The organism is Burkholderia stabilis (genome assembly GCF_001742165.1).
GTDB lineage: Bacteria > Pseudomonadota > Gammaproteobacteria > Burkholderiales > Burkholderiaceae > Burkholderia > Burkholderia stabilis.
In genome coordinates this window covers 2,292,398-2,311,177 of sequence record NZ_CP016443.1, presented here as the reverse complement: position 1 = coordinate 2,311,177, position 18,780 = coordinate 2,292,398, and the positions used below count along the sequence as shown (strand labels likewise).

15 protein-coding genes and 1 pseudogene are annotated in these 18,780 nt (G+C 67.7%); 10 read left to right on the top strand and 6 right to left on the bottom strand.

The window, feature by feature from the left end; translation table 11 throughout:
- Nucleotides 1-78 precede the first annotated feature (78 nt).
- Nucleotides 79-1,644, top strand: coding sequence for a GMC family oxidoreductase (locus BBJ41_RS28175; RefSeq protein ID WP_069749480.1), 1,566 nt, complete (start codon nt 79-81; stop codon nt 1,642-1,644).
- Nucleotides 1,645-1,722: 78 nt separating this feature from the next.
- Here the strand turns inward: BBJ41_RS28175 and BBJ41_RS28170 are convergent, their stop codons facing one another.
- Nucleotides 1,723-2,703 (bottom strand): helix-turn-helix domain-containing protein, encoded by a 981-nt coding sequence (locus BBJ41_RS28170; protein WP_069749479.1) that lies wholly within the window; start codon nt 2,701-2,703, stop codon nt 1,723-1,725.
- 177 nt (nt 2,704-2,880) lie between these two features.
- Between BBJ41_RS28170 and BBJ41_RS28165 the strand changes: the two genes are divergently transcribed.
- The 5 genes from BBJ41_RS28165 to BBJ41_RS28145 all read left to right on the top strand — a co-directional run bounded on the left by BBJ41_RS28165 (nt 2,881) and on the right by BBJ41_RS28145 (nt 7,821).
- Nucleotides 2,881-3,414 carry a 2,4'-dihydroxyacetophenone dioxygenase family protein gene (locus BBJ41_RS28165; RefSeq protein ID WP_069749478.1) on the top strand — a complete coding sequence of 178 codons (534 nt, stop codon included), beginning with the start codon at nt 2,881-2,883 and terminating at the stop codon, nt 3,412-3,414.
- An 18-nt stretch (nt 3,415-3,432) separates the two neighbouring features.
- Nucleotides 3,433-4,737, top strand: coding sequence for an MFS transporter (locus BBJ41_RS28160; protein ID WP_069749477.1), 1,305 nt, complete (start codon nt 3,433-3,435; stop codon nt 4,735-4,737).
- A gap of 1 nt (nt 4,738) precedes the next feature.
- Nucleotides 4,739-5,860, top strand: a complete 1,122-nt coding sequence (locus tag BBJ41_RS28155; RefSeq protein ID WP_069749476.1) for a 2,3-butanediol dehydrogenase — start codon at nt 4,739-4,741, stop codon at nt 5,858-5,860.
- Nucleotides 5,838-6,560, top strand: coding sequence for an SDR family NAD(P)-dependent oxidoreductase (locus BBJ41_RS28150; protein ID WP_069749475.1), 723 nt, complete (start codon nt 5,838-5,840; stop codon nt 6,558-6,560). Before BBJ41_RS28155 ends, BBJ41_RS28150 begins: the two co-directional genes overlap by 23 nt.
- Nucleotides 6,561-6,729: 169 nt before the next feature.
- Nucleotides 6,730-7,821, top strand: a complete 1,092-nt coding sequence (locus tag BBJ41_RS28145) for a porin (RefSeq protein WP_069749474.1) — start codon at nt 6,730-6,732, stop codon at nt 7,819-7,821.
- A gap of 264 nt (nt 7,822-8,085) precedes the next feature.
- Here the strand turns inward: BBJ41_RS28145 and BBJ41_RS28140 are convergent.
- The 4 genes and pseudogenes from BBJ41_RS28140 to BBJ41_RS28125 form a co-directional block, all read right to left on the bottom strand.
- Nucleotides 8,086-11,052: pseudogene (locus tag BBJ41_RS28140) on the bottom strand (TOMM system kinase/cyclase fusion protein); the annotation flags it as partial.
- Nucleotides 11,049-12,050, bottom strand: a complete 1,002-nt coding sequence (locus tag BBJ41_RS28135) for an FHA domain-containing protein (RefSeq protein WP_069749473.1) — start codon at nt 12,048-12,050, stop codon at nt 11,049-11,051. The pseudogene BBJ41_RS28140 and the gene BBJ41_RS28135, both read right to left, overlap by 4 nt.
- Nucleotides 12,051-13,243: 1,193 nt before the next feature.
- Entirely contained in the window at nt 13,244-13,672 is a 429-nt protein-coding gene (locus tag BBJ41_RS28130) for a hypothetical protein (RefSeq protein ID WP_069749472.1), read from the bottom strand.
- Between the two features lie 41 nt (nt 13,673-13,713).
- Nucleotides 13,714-14,496 carry a COG4705 family protein gene (locus BBJ41_RS28125; RefSeq protein WP_069749471.1) on the bottom strand — a complete coding sequence of 261 codons (783 nt, stop codon included), beginning with the start codon at nt 14,494-14,496 and terminating at the stop codon, nt 13,714-13,716.
- Between the two features lie 504 nt (nt 14,497-15,000).
- Between BBJ41_RS28125 and BBJ41_RS28120 the strand changes: the two genes are divergently transcribed.
- The 3 genes from BBJ41_RS28120 to BBJ41_RS28110 all read left to right on the top strand — a co-directional run bounded on the left by BBJ41_RS28120 (nt 15,001) and on the right by BBJ41_RS28110 (nt 16,952).
- A complete protein-coding gene (locus BBJ41_RS28120) occupies nt 15,001-15,714 on the top strand; it encodes a PadR family transcriptional regulator (RefSeq protein WP_069749470.1) in 714 nt (237 codons plus the stop codon).
- A 38-nt stretch (nt 15,715-15,752) separates the two neighbouring features.
- Nucleotides 15,753-16,568 (top strand): siderophore-interacting protein, encoded by an 816-nt coding sequence (locus BBJ41_RS28115; protein ID WP_069749469.1) that lies wholly within the window; start codon nt 15,753-15,755, stop codon nt 16,566-16,568.
- Nucleotides 16,569-16,718: 150 nt separating this feature from the next.
- A complete protein-coding gene (locus BBJ41_RS28110; protein ID WP_069749468.1) occupies nt 16,719-16,952 on the top strand; it encodes a hypothetical protein in 234 nt (77 codons plus the stop codon).
- A 20-nt stretch (nt 16,953-16,972) separates the two neighbouring features.
- Here BBJ41_RS28110 and BBJ41_RS28105 read toward each other — a convergent pair whose 3' ends face one another.
- The gene (locus BBJ41_RS28105; RefSeq protein WP_069749467.1) at nt 16,973-17,554 is read right to left on the bottom strand and encodes an undecaprenyl-diphosphatase; all 582 of its coding nucleotides are present in this window, start codon (nt 17,552-17,554) and stop codon (nt 16,973-16,975) included.
- Nucleotides 17,555-17,993: 439 nt separating this feature from the next.
- On the opposite strand from BBJ41_RS28105, the gene BBJ41_RS28100 reads away from it, so the two are divergent.
- Nucleotides 17,994-18,734, top strand: a complete 741-nt coding sequence (locus tag BBJ41_RS28100; RefSeq protein ID WP_021157498.1) for an acetoacetate decarboxylase — start codon at nt 17,994-17,996, stop codon at nt 18,732-18,734.
- Nucleotides 18,735-18,780: the final 46 nt, after the last annotated feature.

Below are 18,780 nucleotides of genomic sequence, written 5' to 3'. Positions count from 1 at the left end.
GTGGCAAGGCGCTCGCTAAGCTGGCTTCTTGCGCGGCGGCACTCGTTCCGCCGCCGGACAGCAAGGAGAAGAAGCGGGATGGAGACGTACGACCACATCGTCGTCGGCGGCGGCTCGGCCGGTTGCACGGTCGCGCACCGGCTGGTGAAGGCCGGCAGGCGCGTGCTGCTGCTCGAGGACGGCCCGAAGGACGACAGCCTGTTCATCCGGATTCCGGCGACGTTCATCCGGGTGCTCGGCACGCAGCGCACGGTCACGTTCGAAAGCGAGCCGCAGCCCGGCGCGGCGGGACGCAAGACTTACGTGCCGCAGGGCCGCACGCTCGGCGGCGGCAGTTCGGTCAACGCGATGCTGTACGTACGCGGCACGCGCGACGACTACGACGACTGGGCCGCGCTCGGCTGCACCGGCTGGGGATGGGACGACGTGCTGCCCGTTTTCAAGCGCGCCGAATCGCACCTGCGGCTCTCCGAGCCGTTTCACGGCACCGACGGGCCGTTGAAGGTCGGCGACACGCGCTTCCGGCATCCGCTGAGCCTCGCGTTCGTGAAGGCCGCACAGGAAGCCGGCATCGCGTACAACGACGACTTCAACGGCGCCGCGCAACACGGCGTCGGTTTCTATCACACGACGATCTTCGACGGACAGCGCGGCAGCACGGCGGCCACCTATCTCGCCGACGCGATCGGCCACCCGAACCTGCGCGTGCTGACCGGCTGCCGCGTGACGCGCGTGCGGTTCGACGGCCGGCGCGCGACCGGCGTCGAATGGCGCACGGAAAGCGGCGCGACGGGTTCGGCCGCCGCGCGCGCGGACGTCGTGCTCGCGGCCGGTGCGCTGAGCACGCCGAAGCTGCTGATGCTGTCAGGCATCGGCCCCGGCGCACACCTGCGCACGCACGGCATCGACGTACTGCACGACAGCCGCGACGTCGGCGCGAACTACCAGGACCACCTCGAGGTATCGATCTACGGCCGCAGCCATGCGCCGGTCAGCCTGCTCGGCGAGGATCGCGGGCTGAAAGCGTTGCGTCACGGGCTGCAGTGGATGCTGTGCCGCACCGGCCTGCTGACGTCGAACGTCGTCGAATCCGGCGCGTTCGTCGACACGACCGGCAGCGGCCGCCCGGACATCCAGTTCCACGTGCTGCCGACACTCGTCGGCGACGTCGATCGCGAACCGCTGCCCGGCCACGGGCTGTCGATCAACCCGTGCCTGCTCAGGCCGCGCTCGCGCGGCTCCGTGCAGTTGCGCGGCAGCGATCCGGCCGCACCGATCCTGTTCGACAGCGGCGCGCTGTCCGACCCGGCCGACGTCGCGGGCCTCGTGCGTGGCGTCGCGCTCGCGCGGCAGATCATCCGCGCGCCGTCGCTCGCGCGCATCGTTCGCGAAGCGGAGACGCTGAATGATGCGGCGCTCGCCGACTACGTGCGACGCCGCGCGAAAACCGTCTACCACCCGGCCGGCACCTGCCGCATGGGCAACGACGCGCATGCGGTCGTGACGCCGCGCCTCGCGGTGCAAGGCGTCGACGGGCTGAGGATCTGCGATGCGTCGGTGATGCCGCGCATCGTATCGGGCAACACGAACGCACCGACGATCATGATCGCGGAGCGCTGCGCGGCGTTCATGCTGGCGGATTGACGCGGCGCACCTGCGCAACCGCGCAAACAAAAACGGCGCGTGGAACGCACGCGCCGCCGCGACCGCACGCCGCCGGCCTCAGCGTTCCGCCGCACGCACCGCGTCGCGCAACGCCATCGGCGACGCGCCATAGCGCTCGCGAATCGCGCGGCTGAAGTGCGCCTGGCTCGAGAACCCCCAGCGAAACGCAATCTCGCCGATGCTCGTCTTGCGCAGCCGCGCGTCCGTCAGCTCGCGATGCGCGTGCGACAGCCGCTCCGACCAGATGTGCTGCGTGATCGACTCGCCTTCGGCGGCAAAGAGCCGGCCGAGGTGCCGCAACGACAGGCCGACCGCATCGGCGACGGCCTGCGGCCCGAGCTCCGGCTCGCCGAGATGCGTCGCGATGTACTGCTTCGCGGTCAGCAGGTACGACAGCGATGCGCGCGACGCGCCCGCGCCGTTCACTTCCGCGTCGATGAGTTCCGCGATCAGCGTGCGCGTGTGCTCGGCAAAACGCGCGGCGTCCTGCTCGACCGGCTCTTTCATGAACCGCTCGACGCTCGCACGCAGCGTCGTGCCGAGCATCGCGCCGGCGCCCGGCTTCGGTGCGATCCGCAGCGGCAGCGCCGCCAGTTCGGCATCGAGCCGGTCGTCGAACGTCGTGATCGGGATATCGATCAGCAATTGCCGCATCGGCGTCAGGAATCCGAACAGATAAGGCACGCGCGTGTCGTAGACGACCACGTCGCCGGCTTCCGCGAGCAGGCACCGGTCACGCTGGATGAAATACGCGCGCCCGCTCAGGATCTGGCACGCGAACAGCGACTCCTTCGGCAACTGGCGCACCAGCGCGGGGCTGCGCTCGATCACGTGATCCCGGCCGCTGATATCGGCGATGCCGAGGCCCGGCAGCGCGATGTCGGTCTTCTCCACTTCGAGCCCCGCGGGCGACAGCGACGAGCAGCGCAAACCGACCAGCGTCGCCGCATTGAACGCATCCCAATACGCCATCCTGTCGCGCGCCGGCACGTCGGCCGTCGAGCCTCGCGTGCGTGAAAAAACGGTCGAATTCGTCACGTCGCCTCCTGCGGGCGCCTGTCGTGCGGAGCGGCACGGATTGGGGGATGGTTCGTCTGGATTCTGGTGCAGCGCAATGTCCGGCGCGGTCAAGCAATTCGTCCAGCCCAGTCAAGAGCGGCGCGCACCGGCTGGCTAAAGTCGAGCCCACGACACCCATACACAAGGAGACGAACCGTGGTCGACAAAGCCGTATCCGAATTCTGGCAAAACATCCCGCCGATTGCCAATCCGTTCAAGCCCGATGCGCTGCCCGAAGCCTACATCCCGAACGCGGCCACCGACGACGAGCGTTATTACGTTCCGTTCACCGAAACGGTTTCGTCGCGGCCGCTGTGGATCTCGCCGTCGCAGAACAAATGGTGCGACATCCTGATGGCGAAGGAAGCCGGGCTCGTGAACCGGCACTATCACCCGCACGAGGTGTTCGCGTACACGCTGTCGGGCAAATGGGGGTATCTGGAGCACGAATGGACCGCGACGCGCGGCGATTTCGTGTACGAGACGCCGGGCGAAGGCCACACGCTCGTCGCGTTCGACCACCCCGAGCCGATGCGCGCGTTCTTCATCGTCAAGGGGCCGCTGATCTGGCTCGACGAGGCAGGCAACCCCGACGGCTACTTCGACGTGCATTCGTACATCGCGATGTGCAAGGCGCATTACGAGAAGGTCGGCCTCGGCGCGCAAGCGATCGAGAAGCTGTTCCGCTGACGCGCGACGAGGCCGGCCATGACATCCCACCCCTCCCCCAAACGCGCATGGACGTACGAGAACAGGCTGCTGCTGATCCTGTTCATGACGTTCGGTTTCGTCTTCTTCGACCGCCTCGCGCTGTCGTTCCTGTTCCCGTTCATGTCGGCCGAGCTGCACCTGACGAACACGCAGCTCGGCATGGTGTCGTCCGCGCTCGCGCTCACGTGGGCGCTGTCGGGCGCCGCGACCGGCGCATGGTCCGACGCGCGCGGCACGCGCAAGCCGCTGCTGATCGCGGCGGTGCTCGGTTTTTCCGTGTGCTCGGCGCTGTCGGGGCTCGTCGGCGGCTTCGCGAGCCTGATCGCGTTCCGCGCGCTGATGGGCATCGCCGAAGGCCCGGTGCTGCCGCTGTCGCAATCACTGATGGTCGAGAGTTCGACGCCGAGCCGCCGCGGGCTGAACATGGGCCTGCTGCAAGGCTCGGCCGCCGGCCTGCTCGGCGCGATGATCGGCCCGCCGATCGTGATCGGTATCGCGACCGCGTACGGCTGGCGCGAGGCGTTCTACGTGTCGTGCATTCCGGGCTTCCTGATCGCGTTCTGCATCTGGCGCTGGGTGCGTGAAGTGCCGCCCGGCGGCGTGCGGCATGCACAGGCCGACACGGCCGCCGCGCCAGCCACCGTCGGCGCGGCGATCAGCCGCTGGGCGCTGCTGAAGGAACGCAACATCCTGCTCTGCGTGCTGATCAGCTGCTTCTTCCTCACGTGGTTCGTCGTGATCATCTCGTTCGCGCCGGTGTTCCTCGTCGACAGCCGCCATCTCTCGCCGTCCGACATGGGCGTCGTGATGACCTGCCTCGGCGCCGCGTGGGTGTTCTGGGGTTTCGCGGTGCCGGCGATCTCCGACCGGATCGGCCGCAAGCCGACGATGATCGTGTTCGCACTGATCGCCGCCGCGTGCCCCATCGCGATGATTCACGCGAATTCGCTGGTGGCGCTCTGCGTGCTCGTGCTCGCGACCTACACGGGCCTCGGCTGCTTCACGCTGTTCATGGCGACGATCCCGGCCGAAACGGTGCCGCCCCGCTCAATCGCCAGCGCGCTCGGGCTGATCATGGGCGCCGGCGAGCTGATCGGCGGCTTCGTCGCGCCGACCGTCGCCGGCTTCGCGGCCGACAAGTACGGCCTGCAGTTCGCGATGTGGACCTCGGCGACCGGCGCGATCCTCGCGTGCGTGCTGTCGTTCGGCCTCGTCGAAACCGCGCCCGCCGTGCTGCGCAAGCGCGCGCTCGCCGGCGCCGCCGCGACCCGTCTCGATACGCAGAACCTCGGAGGCCGATGACATGCGAGCCCTTCAATGGCATGGCCCGCGCGACGTCCGTCTCGTGGAAATCGACGTGCCGCGCGTCGGCCCCGGCGACGTGCGCATCGCGGTCGCGTATTGCGGCATCTGCGGCAGCGACCTGCACGAATATGCGGACGGCCCGCACGCGATTCCGGTCGACACGCCGCATCCGCTGTCGCAACGCACCGCGCCGCTGACGCTCGGCCACGAATTCTGCGGCACCGTCGTCGAAGTCGGCGCAGGCGTGACGGCGCTGCGCGCGGGCGACCGCGTCGCGGTCGAGCCCGAATATCGCTGCCACCAGTGCGCGTACTGCCGCTCCGGATCGTACAACCTGTGCGTGTCGATGGGATTCGCCGGGCTGATGGGCGACGGCGGGATGGCCGACTTCGCGGTCGTGCCGGCCTACATGCTGCATCGCCTGCCCGACGGCGTGAGCCTCGAACAGGCCGCGGCGATGGAGCCCGCTGCGGTCGCGCTTCACGCGCTGCGACGCGGCGCGCTTCGGCTCGGCGAAACCTGTGCGGTATTCGGGCTCGGGCCGATCGGCCTGCTGCTGATCATGCTCGCGAAGCTGCAGGGCGCAACGACGATCGTGGCCGTCGACGTGTCGCCCGAACGGCTCGCGGCAGCCACACGCTTCGGCGCGACGCACGCGCTCGATGCGCGCGCGCTCGACGCGCCTGCGCTGCAGGGCGCGATCCGCGCGGCCACCGGCGGGCTCGGCGTCGACGCGAGTTTCGAGGCGGCCGGCCTGCCGGCCACGTTCGAAGCGGCGATGCAGGCGCTGCGCAAGGGCGGCCGCGTCGTGATGGTCGGCCTGATGCCGCACGCGGGCTTCGACGCGTTCCGCGCGGTCAACGACGAGCTGACCATCACTGCGAGCGTCGGCTACCGGCATGCGTACGAAGACCTGCTGCGCATCGTCGCGTCGGGTGCGCTCGATCTCACGTCGATCGTCACGCGCACCGTGTCGCTCGAAGACGCCGTCACCGACGGCTTCGACGCGCTGCTCGCCGATCGCACGCAGATCAAGATCCTCGTTTCACCCGCGCAACGGCCGGCCCGGCGCGCACACACCACCGGGAGTGTCGAGCATGAGTCGTCAGTGGGCGTTTGACGGCCAGTCCGTCGTCGTGACGGGCGGTACGTCGGGCATCGGCGCGCGTACCGCGCTGCGGTTCGCGCAAGCCGGCGCGTCGGTCGTCGCGCTCGGGCTCGATGCCGCCGGCCCGCATGCGCCGGTGCATCCGGGCATCCGCTGCGTGGAGCTCGACGTGACCGACAGCGATGCGCTGACGCGCACGATCGCCGCGCTGCCGCGGCTCGACGCGCTCGTCAACGGCGTCGGCATCAGCCGGCACGCGGACGAATACCGGATGGACCAGTTCGAGCTCGTGCTGAACGTGAACCTGACGTCGGTGATGCGCGCCGCCGATGCCGCGCGACCGGCGCTGTCCGCGAACGGCGGCAGCATCGTCAACATCGCGTCGATGTACACGTACTTCGGCAGCAAGGACCGGCCCGCGTACAGCGCGAGCAAGGGCGGCATCGCGCAGCTCACGCGCTCGCTCGCGCAGGCGTGGGCCGATCGCGGCATCCGCGTGAACGCGGTCGCACCCGGCTGGATCGATACGCCGCTCAGCACCGGCCTGATGGCCGACGCACAGGCATCGCGGCGCATCCTCGAGCGCACGCCGCTCGGGCGCTGGGGCACGGCCGACGAAGTCGCGGAAGTGATCCTGTTCCTGTGCTCGCCCGGCGCATCGTTCGTGACCGGCGCGGTCGTGCCGGTGGACGGCGGGTATTCGACGGTCTAGCACGCGGCGCGCGAGGCGTCGGCAAGCGCTGCCGAACCCTCGCGCGCCATACCGTTCCCTTCGGTTGCACCCGAACCGGCTTCCCGTCGGTCCGGGTTCAGCCGTTTCAATCAGTAGTCCAATTAAAAATATCCGACTCGATCGGAAACATGTGAGGAGCACCCTGGAGATGACGAAAAAGACCATTCTGGCGCTCGCCGCCTGTGCGATCCCGGCCGTATCGTTCGCGCAAAGCAGCGTGACGATGTTCGGGCTGATGGATGCCGGTATCAGCTATGTCAGCAACGAAGGCGGCCACGGCAATCCGAAATTCGACGACAACATTTTCTTCCCGAACCTGCTCGGTTTCGAAGGCAAGGAAGATCTCGGCGCGGGCACGCGCGCGATCTTCCGGCTCGTCAACCAGTATTCGCTCGGCAACGGGTCGATCATCGGCGGCGGGCTGTTCGCGCGCACGGCCTATGTCGGGCTGCAGAACGACCGGTACGGCACGCTGACGCTCGGCACCCAGTACGAGTTCATGGTCGATTCGCTGGCCGCCAGCGGCAACGAGATCGCGCAGGATCTCGTCGGCCTGTACGGCTTCCGCAACGGGCCGTTCGACAAGCTCGCGTTGCCGAACAACCCGACCGGCGCCTTCGACTGGGATCGCGTCGCGGGCAGCAATCGCGTCGCGAATGCCGTCAAGTACACGAGCCCGTCGCTGTCGGGCCTGACCTTCGGCGCGCTGTACGGCTTCGGGAACGTCGCGGGCTCGGCCGGCGCGAACAACACGGTCAGCATCGGCGCGAGCTATGACAACGGCCCGTTCGGCGCGGGCGCGGCCTATACGAACCAGAAGTACGGCGCAGCCGGCGGGATGCCGGCCACCAGCGTGCGCAACTGGGGCGCGGGCGTGCATTACACCGTCGGCACGGTCACGGGGAAGGCGCTCGTGACCACCGTGCACAACGCGCAGAACGGCGCGGGCGTGTGGTCGGCGGAAGCCGGCGCGGCATGGCGGCCGGCGCCCGAGTGGGTCATCGGCGCGTCGTACACGTACATGAAGGGCAACGACACGCTCGACAACGCACATGCGCATCAGATCCTGGCGGCCGTGCAGTACTGGCTGTCGAAGCGCACGATGGTGTACGTCGCAGGCGTGCATCAGCGCACGGGCCACGGCAGCAACGCGCAGATCAACGGCGTGATGGACGCGAACGGCGCGTCGAGCAGCGCGCTGCAGTCGATCGCGCGGGTCGGTTTCAGCACGCGGTTCTAGGCTTCAGCTCCGCGGCGAATCCGGCCGGTGGTCCGGCACGGCAGCCGGATCGCCAGCTCGTGGTGTTCTCGGCCGCCATGTCGGGATCTCCCCGTCGACGGCCGGAATTCGCGGATGAACCGGCCGCTCATGCGGCAGCGGCGCACCTCGGTCGACACCCTGCGACACGGTTGTCGCGCATCTGCAGTCGCCCGGCGACGCACGGCAACCGCAATGTCTGCTTCAACTCCGGTTCGCCGCGCGGCCGGGTGTGCCGGCCGGGTTCCGCCCGAACCGGATAACGCCGTCGCGTACCGACACATGGCCGGAAATCGCGCGGCGCGTCGCGCCGATGCAGCGGGCGATCGCTGCAGCGAAAGCGCCCGGCCGGGCATCGGGCCCGACGATACGGAACGCCTGTGAGCAGGCCCGACGATCGGCATCCGTGACCAGCGCCCGGTCCACGCGCGCATGGTTGTCGCGCCGCATGGCAGGCTGCATCGATGCGTAGGCCGCATCGCGAATCAACGCGTGGCGGAACGTATAGAACACGCGATCGCGACGATGTTGCGCGTACATGATCCGCTCGTCGACCAGCAGCCGCAGATGTGCGTCGAGCGTGGCGCGATCGTGCGGCGAGGCGTCGGCGAGCAGTTGCGCATCCACCTCGACGCCGATGGTTGCGGCAAGCTGCGCGGTGTCGCGCGCGCCGTCGATCCGGTCGAGCGCGAGATCGAGCATGGCGCCGAGACTGACCGGAATCGGGCAAGGGTCCGTCGCCTCCCGGCCCGCGAGCGGACCGTCCGCGCCGCTCATCGCGAGCTCGCGCGCGACGGCCTCGATGAACAGCGGGATACCGGCCGTGCGTTGCGCGAGGTGGTCGAGCCACGCCGGATCGGGCGCGCCCTGGCCGAGACACGCCGCGACCAGCCGCCGCGCGTCGTCGCGCGGCAGGCGGCGCAACGCCAGGCGTTCGGCCGCGCCGCGCCAGCGCCCGAGCTTGTCGGGGCGCGACGTGAGCACGATGCCGAGCGCCGCGGCGCGCGGCGAGCGCTGCAGGTACGCGAGAAACGCCTCCGTCGAGCGGTCGATCCACTGTACGTCCTCGACGACGAGCAGCACCGGGGCGCCGCTGCCGAGCGACGCGATCAGTTGCTCCAGAACGTCAAACAGCAGGTGCCGCTCGCGTGCGCTCGACCACTGGACCCCCTTCGTATCGCAGGGCAGCCCAAGCCAGCTCGCGAGTGCGATTCGGGCCGCCGCATGATCGCATTCGAGCGGCGCGATCATCGCGTCGATCGCCGCGAGCGTGAAACCGCCCGGGAAATCGGCGTCGATGTGCCAATGCGCAGCGATGAATCGCAGGATCGGAAACAGCGCATGATTCACCCGTTCGGGCAGGCACCCGCAATACGCGAACGCGTGGCCGCGCGCCCGAACCGCTTCGCACAGCGCGTGCACGAGGCGCGACTTGCCGAGCCCCGCGTCGCCGACGACGAGCCACGGCACGCTCCACGGCGCATGCTCGCCGCGCGTCACGCGACGATGTCGCGCGAGCGTGTCCTGCCACCCGCGCAGCAGTGCGTCCAGCTCGCGTACGCGGCCGACCATCGGCACGCTCGTGCTGGCGTCGAGCGAATCGAACGGCGTATCGGCGCGGCGCTCGCCGAGCAATTCGTGCACCGGCTGCGCGCCGAAACCCGCCCGCGCCAGCCGCAACGACGTCGGTCGATGGTCGGCATGCCGTTCGAGCGCGCGCCGCGCATCGTCGCTGATCAGAATCTGCCCGGGCCCGGCAAGCCGCAGCAGCCGCGACGCAACGGCGGACGTCGATGCGTCCGGCAGGCGCGACGCATCGGCGAGAACCCGCCCGACGTGAATCGCGGCGGCCACCTCGACGCGCCAGCTTGCGCTGTCGTCGGCCGCCGGTGCGGGCAACCGGGCGCGCTCGGCCACCCGCACCATGTCGAGCGCCGCACGCGCCGCACGGCGCGCCGGCCGATCGATATCGCCTCGCAGTCCGAAGTGGAACAGCAGCGTGTCGCCGAGCCGTCCGCCGGCGTGCGCGCCATAGCCGATCGCGATATCCGCGCACGTCGTCAGCCATTGCGCCGCGTAGCCGTCGAGCCATTCGCCGTGATCGGCGTCGGCCGGGTGTTGCCGGCCCGCTCCGGCAATCGTCACGCAACAGCACAGCGTCGTGACCTGCCGGTACTCGCCGACCGTTCCGTTCGTGCCGTCGTGCGGCGCGAACGGACGCGGACCTGCATCCTGGTCCGTGCGGCCGGCATCGAGCCGGCCGACGAGCGCCGCGAAGTTGAGCGCGCGAAACTGCTCCGCGAGTTCGTCGGCCGATGCGGCGCGCTGCGTCGGATCCTTGCTCAGCGCACGCCGCAGCACCGGGCCGAGCGAATGCGACGCGATCGACGGCGGAAGCGCGACATCCCCCGGGCTGAGCTGCTGATAGAGAATGTCGGCCACGCTCGCGCCCTGCATCACGACAGCGCCGGTCAGGCACTCGAGCACCACCAGCCCCCACGCATACAGATCGCTTCCGGGCGTCGGCGTCTCGTTGCGCAACTGCTCGGGCGCGCAGTATTGCGGCGTGCCGATCACTTCGGTCGCCCGCGTCGCGGTCTGGTGCGCGATGCCGTCCGTACCGGGCAGCAATGCGCCGATGCCGAAGTCGAGCAGCTTCGCGTGCGGCCCGTCGTCGTCCGTCGTGATCAGGATGTTCTGCGGCTTCAGATCCCGATGCACGATGCCGCGCCGATGCGCGGCCGCCAGCGCGTCGAGCACCTCCGCCATCAGCCGGCCCGTCTCGACGGCCGACAGCGGCCCCTCCGCCGCGAGCCGATCGCGCAGCGTCCGGCCCTGCACGAATTCGAATACCGCGAACAGCCGCCCGTCGGGCGCTTCCCCCTTGTCCAGCAACGCCACGATGTTCGGATGCCGCAGCGCCTCGCACAGGCGCGTCTCGCGCCGGAAACGCGTACGCTGGCGCGCGCGCTCCGCCGCGGTTCGCGCGGCATCGTCGCGCATCAGCTTGATCGCGACGTCTCGTCCCGTCTCGTCGCAGGTCGCGCGAAACACCACGCCGTTACCGCCCTCGCCGAGCAGCGGCCCGATCCGGTAGCGCCGCTGGCCGGCCAGTTCCGCAAAAGGCGCGGCGGCCCGATGCGGCCCGGGCGTGTCCGGCGCGACCAGTGCGCCGGACACGATCGGCAACCCGGCCGGCTCCCCCGCGTTCACGAGTAGTGGGCGACCGGGTTCGGCGCCACGCGATGCACGCCGATACGCGGCTCTGCGCCCGGCACCGACTGGCATTCGAGGTGCTCGCCACGCACGATGCGGAACGGGAAATCGCCGAAGCGGACGCTGCCGCGCCGGCGCTCGACGAGCTGGCTCGCGTCCAGCCCGGGCAGCGCCGCGAACTGGCTGCGCGCGCGGTGAATCTGCACGTTGAGATGAGACGGATCGATGCCGAGCATGCGGGCCAGCCGGTCGAGTTCGATCCAGCCTTGCGTGGCCGCGTCGTAGCCGGCCTGCATGTCGGCCGAGCGCGCGCGGGCAAGCGTGACGAGGCTGTAGTGATGGGCGCGCTCGCCGAGGTCGACCACGCCACCGCGCACATGCAGCAGCATGCGCACGTGCTCTTCGTTCCGGCTGACGAAGAATTCGAGCAGTTGCGGCGTCGCGGCAGGACCGCCCGCCGCCGCCAGCGTCAACGTCGAGCCGCTGCGCACGAGCGCCAGGCGCCAGGTGAAATCGCCGGTCGACACTTCGTCGCCGTCATGGAGCGCGCGCGGCGGCAGCGTGTCGTCGCACAGCCATTCTCCGGCCGACGACCGGACGATCGTGACCGGCTGCGCGGCGTGTGCAGGCAGGATCTGGCGCGGCGCGAGCACGATCGGATGCGCGGCGCCGCGGATCGGCCACAGCGTATCGGCCGGATCGTCGAGCGCATCGATGCGCCACGGCGCGATGCCCGCCTTGCCGAACCGGATCACGTCGCCTTGCTGCAGCACCGCATGCTCGCCGTCGCGCAACCGCACGCCCGATACCGACGTGCCGTTGCTGCTGTGGTCGTGCAGTTCCCACAGCCCGCCGACCCAGCGGATATGGGCATGCACGCGAGACACCGACGCATCCCGGATGACCGTGTCGCAGCGCGCGGCATCGCGGCCGAACACGTGATACGCGCGGAGCAAGCACACTTCTCCGGAAGAATCATTCTTGAGTATCGCCATGACCGCCCCGTGTCGGATTCGCCCGGATCGCCCGAGTGACGCATCGGCGCTGCCGGGCAAGCGATTGATTCGCTGATCGCGAACAATGTCGAATGTTCGCCGCCTCATTACCTGTTTTTTCGTCCGCTTCCTTTCAAATCGTTGCCCGTCCGGTGCGCGTTATTTCATCCAGTTGAATTGTCGGCCGCTTTGTTGTTTTAAAATCCGGCAACTTGATAAAAATCCTGCCAAATAAATCATAGCGTCGCAACAGGAATAATCAGCCCGGCATTTTATATTGCAATGCTTTACGTTTTCGACAGGTTTTCAGGCTGGAAATATAGGGTCGAAGAACAATCAATTCCCCGCAAACCCATGTAGCGCCTGGCCATCAAGGATACATGCGCATTGAATTACAGGTCGGATTTTCAGGATTTTGCTGGCGCGGAAATTTAGTTTGATGAAACGGAACACCCATTAAATCATTTTCACACCTTGAATAATGATCGCCGGTGTTTTGGTAATTCACATTACATCATCCATTACGGGAAATTGCTGCATTACGGTAAATATCTCGCGATGTCACCGGCTGACAAACGAGGGTCGGTACCGCTGCTGCAGCGGCTGCGAAAGCAGACATCGCGCCGGTCATCCGACCATCGGAATCTGGCCGCCAGAGAGGTTGACGGAACGCATCGACGGCACCCCTCGCCGCACGCTTCAGGTTTGAAGAACAGGCGGCCTTTCCCGACAGGATTGGCGGAAGAGTTGGTCTCCGCGCTTCGGCGATTCGGTCACTTTCGTGAAAGCGGCAGCCTGCCTCTGCGCCCGGAGCGGGGCGGGCCGGATGCATGTTGATCCAACCCGCTACGCGCAAGCGTTCGATGGGTGGTGCCGAGAAGTGATGACGCCCGGCGAAGAAAAGTGTCCGGACGTTCCATCGGGAAGCGTGTCGACTCGTCTGCGCCGCAACCGACGTATCGGGCGGCGTACAGCGCACGCCATTCGGGTATCGCGACGAGCCGTCTCGCCCATGCTTGACGATGAGACCACCGAGCGATTCGTGCCTGACGGGCGTGCGAATGAACCGTCTCGCTACATCGCGTCACGTGAGGCCGATGCTGCGGGATGGAACATCAATGCTCCCCCGCCGTGGTCGCGCTTCATCACACGACCCCGGCGCGTTGCTGGCACGTAAAAAAGCGCGGCGTTTTTTATTTGTGACCTGCCAGCGTGTCGAACGTGTGAAGCAGGTCCGTCATGGCCGCCGCGCAATCAGCCTGCGCGGGATGATCGGCACGCAGCGCGGCGAGCGAGCGGTCGATCGCCTTGTCGAGAACATGCCAGTCGTCGGCCGCACGCGGCTTCAGGCCGGCTTCGGCTCCGTCCCACGCAACTTCCAGATCCTTGATGCGGGCCTTGCCTGCGGCAAGATCGCCCTTCGCGACGAGACCGGCAACGTCGGAGGCGATCGTCCGGAACTGCGACAGGTCGCCGAGCTTCGACGCGCTCGCGGGTGCGGAAGCAGCCGACGCGGGCGACGCGGCGCTGTCCGCCGGCTTCGAGCAACCGGCGGTCAGGCCCAGCGCGGTGCACACGGCAACCGTGACGAACAGACGTGACGAAAAAACCGAATGACGCATGAGGGAACCTCGATTCGTGGATGAAGAAAACAGGGCGCAGCTCATTGGGAAGCGTCGGACGCTCCGCGATTTCCGGAGGCGAATTGCGCGACCGCAACAAGCAGCACGATGACGGTCAGGAACAGCAGGCTGGTCCAGGCGGCGCCGATCCCGACGCCCCCATACGTGTGCGATTGCGTCAACAGGTCGCCGAGCGCGGCACCGAACGGACGCGTCAGGATGTATGCGGTCCAGAACGCCAGCACCGCGTTCACGCCGAGCATGCGCGCAACGTAGACGGCCGCGAGCAGTCCGCCGAAGCACACGACGCCGATCGAGAAACCCAGGCCGAGCGCTTCGGTCGCCAGATCGCCCGCTGCGGTGCCGAGCGCGAACGTGCACAGAATCGCCCCCCAGTAGAACAGCTCGCGGCGCGGCGTGACGACCGCTTCGATCGATAGCGTGCGCTCGATCCGATACCAGATCGCAAAGATCATCGCGAGCGCGACCGCGAACACGCCGGTGCTCACGTACAGGCTGACGCCGAGGCCATCCGTCAGCAAATCGGTAATCTGCGTGCCGACGATGCTGACGAGCACGACCGTGAGCCAGTAGACCCATGGCGTATAGCGGCGCGTGCGCAACTGCAGGAACAGCGCGACGGCGAGCAGCGAGGCCATCAGCGCACGCGTCGTGCCCTGCCCCCATCCCGCGTTGACCGCGAGAAAATCCGCGGCGGTCTCGCCCACGGTCGTCGACATGATCTTGATGATCCAGAACGCGAGCGTCACGTCCGGAACCTTGTTCAACCAGCGCAACGCCGGTCGGTCGGAAGAAGTAATCATGCCGGGTGCCTCTGGAAAATTCTGGGTTAAGGGCGGCAGTCCGGACGGGCGAACCCGGCCAGCCATCGACACACGTGACCGGCATCGGCTCCCGCACCAGACGCGCATACGCCGAATCTTGTTCCGTCGATGCTTAAGCGACCGTTAAGCAGGTGGCCGACGGGATCATGCGAACCCGCGTTCCGACGTACCGGATGATGTTTTCGTGATGACCGTAACGGGAGCGCCTGTTGTGCCGCTCGTCCCGGACGGGGTCGTCATGGCTCGCACGCTCGCCGCATGCGCGCAGTCGGACGGCTCCGAACCCGGCACAGGACGCATGCACACCCTCGGCCGGCCGGGCCGCCCTTACGCACCCGGCCCGCCGGCGTCCGTCACGGGTCGGTCGACACCGACAATCTCGAAGGCGAACCCGCCCCTCACTCCATCCCCATTAATTCCCCTTGACGACCTATCTTTCGATATATATCTTTAGATATGTTTTCCGATATATAGGACACGATCATGCGACACAACCACTTCCGCGGCCATGCCCGATGCGACGGGCAAGGTGCGCATGCCCGCCCTGACTGGTTCGCCGGTCTCTGGTACGCGATCGGCCGCCACCGCCGCGGCCACGATTCGTTCGGTGGCGGCGGCCCGTTCGGCGGCCGTGGCGGGCGCGGCGGCTTTGGCGATTTCGGCGACGACGGCATGCCGCGTGGCCGCCAGTTCAGCTCCGACGATCTCCAGTTGCTGCTGCTCGCGCTGGTCGCCGAGCAACCGAGCCACGGCTACGAGCTGATCAAGGCGCTCGACACGCGTTCGAACGGTTTCTACAGCCCGAGCCCCGGCATGGTGTATCCGGCGCTCACGTATCTCGAAGAAGTCGGCTTCGTCGCGTCGACGGCGGAAGGCAACCGCAAGCGCTATGCGCTGACCGACACCGGCCGCGCCCATCTCGACGCGCAGCGCGAACGTGTCGACACGCTGTTCGCCCGCCTCACGCACCTCGCACGCAAGATGGAATTCATGCGCCGCGCGTTCGCCGGGGAATCGGCGGGCACCGAGGCGCAGGACGAATCGCAGGCCGGCTGGCTGCCGGAGTTCGTCGAGGCGCGTCTCGCGCTCAAGCGGGCGCTGCTGCACAAGAGCGCCGCCGACGCCGACGAACAGCGGCGCATCGCGGCGATCATGCGCCGCGCGACGGCCGAAATCGAAGGCGGCACCGGCGCGTAACCCGCGCCGCCCCGTCAAAACCCAAGGAGAACGGATTAATGCAGAACGCATCCGAGCGCACCGTGACCCGCGTGCGCCACACCCTCAAGTTCCGCCTGCTCCAGGTGCTGCGCGTGCACGCCGTGACGCCGCATCTGTTGCGCGTCACCGTCGGCGGCCCCGATCTCGCGGATTTCGAATCCGCGTCGTTCGACGATCACGTGAAAGTGTTTTTCCCGCCGCCCGGCGCAGAACGGCCCGCGATGCCGACGCTCGGTGCGAACGGCCCCGAGTTTCCGGAAGGCGAGCCGAGGCCGGTCGCGCGCGACTTCACGCCGCGCCGCTTCGACCGCGCTGCCTGTGAACTGGATCTGGAATTCGTGATGAACCATCCGGGCCCCGCGTCGCAGTGGGCCGCGCAGGCGCGCGTCGGTCAATGGCTCGGCATCGGCGGCCCGCGCGGTTCGTTCGTCGTCCCGACCGGTTTCGACTGGCATCTGCTGATCGGCGACGATACGGCGCTGCCGGCCGTCGCGCGGCGTCTCGAGGAATTGCCGGCCGGCGCACGCGCGGCGGTCGTCCTCGAAGTCGCGGATCGTACCGCGCAGATCTCGTTCGACACGCGCGCCGACGTGCATGAAATCTGGCGCTTCCGCGCCGAAGCAGCGAGCGGCGACACGTTGCTGGATGCCGTGCGCGACCTGCCGCTGCCGCCGTCCGGCGAAGGCTACGTGTGGGCGGCCGGCGAAGCGCAGTCGATGCGCGCGGTGCGCCAGCACCTGACCGGCGAGCGCGGCATCGACAAGTCGCGCATCCGCGCGGCGGCCTACTGGAAGCGCGGCGCGGCGGGCGTACACGAAACGCTGGAAGACTGACGCGACGGGCACCTGTCCGAAGGACGGGCATGGGACCGTGGCACCGGCGCACCGGCGGGCTTGGCATCGGCATCGCGGCTGGTATATATCTATGTCTGCGACGCCGCTGTCGGGCGACAGCCGCCGCAGCCCGCCCAGGAGCGCCCGGTCATGACAAAAGAAAGCCACGCTTCGCCTTTCCTTCGCAACCTGAAGATCGTCGGCTATTGCGGCCTCGCCGCAGTCGTACTCGCGCTGTTCGTCGCGATGTGCGCGATCCTGAAGGAAAGCGCCCTCGAGCGCGACGCCGCGCAGCACCCGGCCGATACGCCTGAACTTCACGATGCAGGCGGCGGTCCTTCCGCATCGGCCGAATCGGCCCGCACGCCGGGCTCGCCCGGCTGACGGCCGCCGGCCTTTCCCGCTTACGGCGCGCGCTCGCGCCCCATCATGACTGCGTGCACGGCATCGCCGATCCGCTCCAGCGGCGCGGTGATGCGCTGCCCGTACAGGTGTGCCGCCAGCGCGCCCGCCGTACCGACCAGCACGCCGCCCGCCATGTCGAACGGCCAGTGCACGCCCGCATAGATACGCCCCCAAGCGATCACCACGGCCAGCGCGGCCATCACGAACCCGGTCACGCGCGTCGTGCGGCCAAGCAGCATGCCGACTGCCATGCTCCACGCGAACGTCATGTGATCGCTCGGAAACGAGCTGTCCGGCGAATGCGGAATCAGTTGCGTGCCGACACCGGCCATGAACGGGCGCGGCGAAAACCAGAAATGCCCGATCACTTGCGCGAGCGCGAGCGCCACGCAGACGCCGACACCGGCCTCGATCGCCTGGCGCCGCGTCGGGCGCTCGCCGAAGATCCAGGTCAGCAGCAGCATCACGGGCAGCGCATAGACGAGCCAGTCGGCGGCGAAGATGGCAAGACGGGCAACGCCGGGATGCGGCGCAGCGCCGGCGTTGATGGCGGAAAACAGGGTGAGATTGAGGTTCTGCATGAATCCGGTTGCGTGGGACGTGAAGATTCGACCGGTGGTCCGGCCGTACATCGACGATGCTAGGGGGCGCCCGCTTAAGCGATGCTTAATCCGGCGGGAATGCACGACAGGCGCTACCCGCCGCGGCGAACGCACTTAGAGCCTGCACCGCAACACAAGTTCACACAATTGTCACATTCCCGCGCGACCTTCTCCCGAAAAGGCTCACCCGGCATCCTGTAAAAGCTCACCTTTTTCACATCGTGGCGTCATCGACGCATGCGAACATCGGGCCGCCGGGCGCCTTCCGGGCCGTTTGCACCGTTCATCTCAATATTTACGCCGCGAATTCCTCGAAATCGGCAACAATTAATTCCAAATGCGGCATCGCACAACGGCAACGCACAGGCATACGATTACGAGCACTCATCCACGAAGCGATCAACAACAAGGAGTCCGCATGAAACCCAGCGATGTCCGATCGAAAGCGTTTGCGATGCCGTTGACCAGCCCTGCCTTCCCCATGGGCCCTTACCGTTTCGTCGATCGTGAGTTTCTGATCATCACGTATCGCACCGATCCCGACCGTCTCCGTGAAATTGTCCCCGAGCCGCTGCAGGTCACCGAGCCGCTCGTACATTACGAATTCATTCGCATGGCCGATTCGACCGGCTTCGGCGACTACACCGAAAGCGGCCAGGTGATTCCGGTCGAGTACAACGGCCAGCCGGGCGGCTACACGCTCGCGATGTATCTCGACGATCACCCGCCGATCGCCGGCGGCCGCGAGCTGTGGGGCTTCCCGAAGAAGCTCGCGTCGCCCACGCTGCACGTGAACACCGACCACCTCCTCGGCACGCTCGACTACGGCAAGGTGCGCGTCGCGACCGGCACGATGGGCTACAAGCACAAGGAACTCGACATCGACGAGCAGACGAAGCGTCTCGCCGGCCCGAATTTCCTGCTGAAGATCATTCCGCACGTCGATGGCACCGCACGCGTGTGCGAACTGGTGCGCTACTACATGCAGGACATCAAGATGAAGGGCGCGTGGACGGGCCCCGCATCGCTCGAGCTGGCGCCGCATGCCCTCGCGCCCGTGGCCGACCTGCCCGTGCTCGAGATCGTCGAAGCCCGGCACATCGTCGCAGATTTGACACTGGGCCTCGGCGAAGTCGTCTACGATTACCTGGCTCAATAACACGTCCGCAGTCCTTTCTCCCTGTCAAACCTTTCACCACGGGAAT